Here is a 3,491-nt window from a genome sequence, read left to right as displayed (position 1 = left end):
CAGAAATCCAATCATCGATCTCATCCGAGGAGACGACCATGCAACAGGGTGACACCGGCGCCGCCGTGCGCGACCTCCAGTACCGGCTCAACCAGCGCGGCTACACCACCACCCAGGACGGCTGGTATGGCGACGCCACGGCCGCCGCCGTCCGCCGCTTCCAGGCCGACCTCGGCCTCGTCGTCGACGGCATCGCCGGCCCCCGCACCCTGGCCGCGCTGCGCGGCGACGACACCAGCAAGCTGCTCACCCAGACCGCACTCGACACCGCCGCCGCCCGACTCGATGTCCCGGTCGCCAGCATCATGGCCGTCTCCGAGGTCGAGACCGCCGGCGCCGGGTTCCTCAGCGACGGCCGCCCCGTCATCCTCTACGAGCGGCACATCATGTACCGCGAGCTGGCCCAGGCCGGCCATGACGCCGACGCCCTGGCCGGCCGCTACCCCGATCTCGTCAACCCCAAGCGCGGCGGCTACATGGGCGGCGCCTCCGAGCACTTCCGCCTCCAGCACGCCCGCGCCATCGACTTTGACTGCGCGCTGCGCTCCGCCAGCTGGGGCCGCTACCAGATCATGGGCTTCCACCACGCCACTTGCGGTTACGACGACGTCATCGACTTCGTCACCGCAATGGACGCCAGCGAGTGCGCCCACCTCGAAGCCTTCGTCGCCTTCATCGCCGCCGATGAAGGCCTGTTGCGCGCCCTCAAGGCCCGCAAGTGGGCCGACTTCGCCAAGCGCTACAACGGACCGAGCTACAAGGACAACCACTACGACGTCCGCCTCGCCCTAGCCTACGAGCGCCACAGCTCCCAATGATCCCCATCCCGCCCATCCTCATCCGCTGGGCCGTACTGGCCGGCCTCGGCGCCGCCATGTACGGCTACGGCCTGATCACCGGCATCAACAAAGCCGAGCGCGAAGCCGAGAAATTCCAGGACCGGGCCCGCGCCGTAGGCCAGGCCGCCACGGCGCGCAAAGTCCGCGTCGAACGCAACCAGACCCACATCAACAAGGACACCGACGATGCGCACGCTTATGGCCTTGGCCTGCTCCGCTCTGCTCGCCGCCTGCGCGATCCCGGCGCCGGTACCGGTAGCCGTACCCTGCCCCCAGTTCCCGCGCCCTCCCCTGTCACTGGACCGGCCCCCGCCGACCCTGTACCTGCTCCCTCAGGAACTCCGGCACGGCAGCCCGACCCCGCCCCCAAGCCGGCCGACCTCGAGTTCGAGTGTTCCGAAACCACCCTGATGTACCTCGACCTCCTCAACGCCTGGCACCGCCAGACCTCGGCCGGAGAGGATGACGCCCAGTGAACAAGGCCAAGCAGGTCCGAGCCCACCTCGTGGCCAACGTGGCCGCACTGCGCAAGCACCCCGAGCGGCTCAGCCTCTACATCGAGCGCGGCGCCATCGCCGCCCGCCCGTGCAGCCTCGGCTACGAATACCGCTATGAGCTGCACATCCTGGTCACCGACTACACCGACCACGCCGACACCCTCATCGTCCCCCTGCTCGCCTGGCTCGCCGTAAACGAACCCGCCCTCCTGCAGAATCCGGACAGCGCCGAACAGGCCATCCAGTACGAGGCCGAGATCATCGACAAGGACACCGCCGACGTCCTGATCAAGCTACCCATCCGCGAGGCCGTCCTGGTCGCCGACGACGGCGCCGGCGGCTGGACCGCCACCCACCTCGACGAGCCCGCGCTGCCCGACCTTGGCGGACCGGTTGGCTTTGAACTCTTCATCGGCCGAAATCACGACTACGAGCAGATCGGATGACCTCCGAACTGGAACCGATCGACGCCTGGTGTAGTGCCCTGATCGGCCGTCTCGACCCACCGGCCAGGCGCAAGCTCGCCCGCGCCATCGCCGCCGACCTGCGCCGCCGCAACACCGGCCGCATCGCCGACCAGGTCGACCCGGACGGCCAGGCATTCGAACCCCGCAAGCCGCAGCTGCGCGGCAAGAAAGGCCGGATCCGCCGCGGCAAGATGTTCGGCAAGCTGCGCACCGCCCGCTACCTCAAGACCGAAGCCAAGCCCGACGAGGCCACCGTCGCCTTCTCCGCTTCAGTACAGGCCATCGCCAAGGTCCACCAACGTGGCCTGCGCGACCGCGTCAACCGCCGCCGCGGCCCGGAATACACCTACCCGGCACGCCGACTGCTCGGCATCCCAGACGCCGACGTCCAGGCCGTCGAAGACATCGTCCTCCACCACCTGGCCGGTGGTGTATAGCGCGCCCATACAGCCTTAACCGGTCGCCGCCTCGTGTGCGCGTGGGTAAGGTCACCCCATGGACACCGCCGCCGCCCTCATCGAACTCCGCCGCCGCCTGGACAACATCGTCCGGGTCGGCACGGTCGCGGCCATCGACCACGCCACCGCCCGCGTCCGCGTCCAGACAGGAAACCTCCTCACCGGCTGGCTGCCGTGGAGTACCGGCCGAGCCGGCACCACCCGCACCTGGGACCCGCCCACCGTCGGCGAACAGGTCACCCTCCTGTCGCCCAGTGGCGAGCCGGCCGCCGCCATCGTCCTGCCGGCCATCTACCGGGATGCCCACCCGGCCCCGAGCGACGCCGAGTCGGTTCACCTCACCACCTACCCGGACGGCGCCTCGATCCAGTACGACCACGCCGCCCACCTCTACCGCATCGCCCTGCCTGACGGTGCCAGCGTCGAGATCGTCGCCACCGGCGCCGTGCACGTCACCGGCGACGTCATCGCCGACGGCATCAGCCTCAAGACCCACGTCCACACCGGCATCCTGCCGGGCGGCAGCAACACCGGGATGCCCGCGCAATGATCGGCATGGATTCCGCCACAGGCCGCGCCATCACTGGCCTCGACCACCTGCGCCAGTCAGTCCGCGACATCCTCACCACCCGCATCGGCACCCGGGTGATGCGCCGCGACTACGGCAGCCACGTCCCTGACCTCATCGACCACCCCGGCAACCCGGCCAACAGGCTCAGGCTCCAGGCCGCCATCGTCGCCGCCCTGGTCCGCTGGGAGCCGCGCCTCAGCCTCAGCCGCTGCACCATCAGCGTCGACATCGGCGGCCGTGCCAGCGTCACCCTCGACGGCACCCGGCTCGACAGCCCGCGCAACCTGCAGCCCGTCACCCTCACCGAGCGCCTGGCATGATCGACCTCAGCCGGCTCCCGCCCCCCACCGTCGTCGAGACCTACAGCTACGAGGCCATCCTGGCCGCGCGCAAGCAAGACCTCATTGACCTCTTCCCCGCCGATCGCCAGGCCGAGCTCGCCGCCGTCCTCGCCCTCGAATCCGAGCCCCTCACCAAGTTCCTGGAAGAGTCGTCCTACCGCGAGGTCCTGCTGCGCGCACGGGTCAACGACGCCGCCCGGGCCGTCATGCTCGCCTACGCCACCGGCGCCGATCTCGAGCACCTGGCCGCCTACCTGGGCGTCGAGCGCCTGGAGGGAGAAACCGACGACCGGCTGCGCACCCGGACCCAGATGGCCC

At 69.8% G+C, this 3,491-nt stretch carries 6 protein-coding genes and 1 pseudogene; all 7 read left to right on the top strand.

Annotation, left to right across the window (positions count from 1 at the left end; all coding sequences use genetic code 11):
• Positions 1–38: 38 nt before the first annotated feature.
• Positions 39–818, top strand: coding sequence for an N-acetylmuramidase family protein (locus PHC73_RS12670; protein ID WP_366949884.1), 780 nt, complete (start codon positions 39–41; stop codon positions 816–818).
• The gene (locus PHC73_RS12665; RefSeq protein WP_300128884.1) at positions 815–1,315 is read left to right on the top strand and encodes a hypothetical protein; all 501 of its coding nucleotides are present in this window, start codon (positions 815–817) and stop codon (positions 1,313–1,315) included. The genes PHC73_RS12670 and PHC73_RS12665 overlap by 4 nt, the downstream gene beginning before the upstream one ends.
• Positions 1,312–1,782 carry a phage tail protein gene (locus tag PHC73_RS12660; RefSeq protein ID WP_300128881.1) on the top strand — a complete coding sequence of 157 codons (471 nt, stop codon included), beginning with the start codon at positions 1,312–1,314 and terminating at the stop codon, positions 1,780–1,782. Before PHC73_RS12665 ends, PHC73_RS12660 begins: the two co-directional genes overlap by 4 nt.
• Complete coding sequence (locus tag PHC73_RS12655; protein ID WP_300128878.1) at positions 1,779–2,240, top strand: phage virion morphogenesis protein; 462 nt, start codon at positions 1,779–1,781, stop codon at positions 2,238–2,240. Before PHC73_RS12660 ends, PHC73_RS12655 begins: the two co-directional genes overlap by 4 nt.
• A gap of 58 nt (positions 2,241–2,298) precedes the next feature.
• Entirely contained in the window at positions 2,299–2,811 is a 513-nt protein-coding gene (locus tag PHC73_RS12650; RefSeq protein WP_300128876.1) for a phage baseplate assembly protein V, read from the top strand.
• Positions 2,808–3,152 carry a GPW/gp25 family protein gene (locus PHC73_RS12645; protein ID WP_300128873.1) on the top strand — a complete coding sequence of 115 codons (345 nt, stop codon included), beginning with the start codon at positions 2,808–2,810 and terminating at the stop codon, positions 3,150–3,152. The genes PHC73_RS12650 and PHC73_RS12645 overlap by 4 nt, the downstream gene beginning before the upstream one ends.
• Positions 3,149–3,491: pseudogene (locus PHC73_RS12640) on the top strand (baseplate assembly protein); the annotation flags it as partial. The gene PHC73_RS12645 and the pseudogene PHC73_RS12640, both read left to right, overlap by 4 nt.

The sequence above is a fragment of the Immundisolibacter sp. genome, from assembly GCF_028696615.1.
Taxonomy (GTDB): Bacteria; Pseudomonadota; Gammaproteobacteria; order Immundisolibacterales; family Immundisolibacteraceae; genus Immundisolibacter.
Note: the sequence above shows the minus strand (reverse complement) of the source record. Positions and strands in the feature narration are given on the sequence as shown.

Excerpts from the sequence above, each read along its gene's own strand:
- PHC73_RS12670 (WP_366949884.1), top strand. The coding sequence starts at position 39 with ATGCAACAGGGTGACACCGGCGCCGCCGTGCGCGACCTCCAGTACCGG.
- PHC73_RS12665 (WP_300128884.1), top strand. The coding sequence starts at position 815 with ATGATCCCCATCCCGCCCATCCTCATCCGCTGGGCCGTACTGGCCGGC.
- PHC73_RS12655 (WP_300128878.1), top strand. The coding sequence starts at position 1,779 with ATGACCTCCGAACTGGAACCGATCGACGCCTGGTGTAGTGCCCTGATC.
- PHC73_RS12650 (WP_300128876.1), top strand. The coding sequence starts at position 2,299 with ATGGACACCGCCGCCGCCCTCATCGAACTCCGCCGCCGCCTGGACAAC.
- PHC73_RS12645 (WP_300128873.1), top strand. The coding sequence starts at position 2,808 with ATGATCGGCATGGATTCCGCCACAGGCCGCGCCATCACTGGCCTCGAC.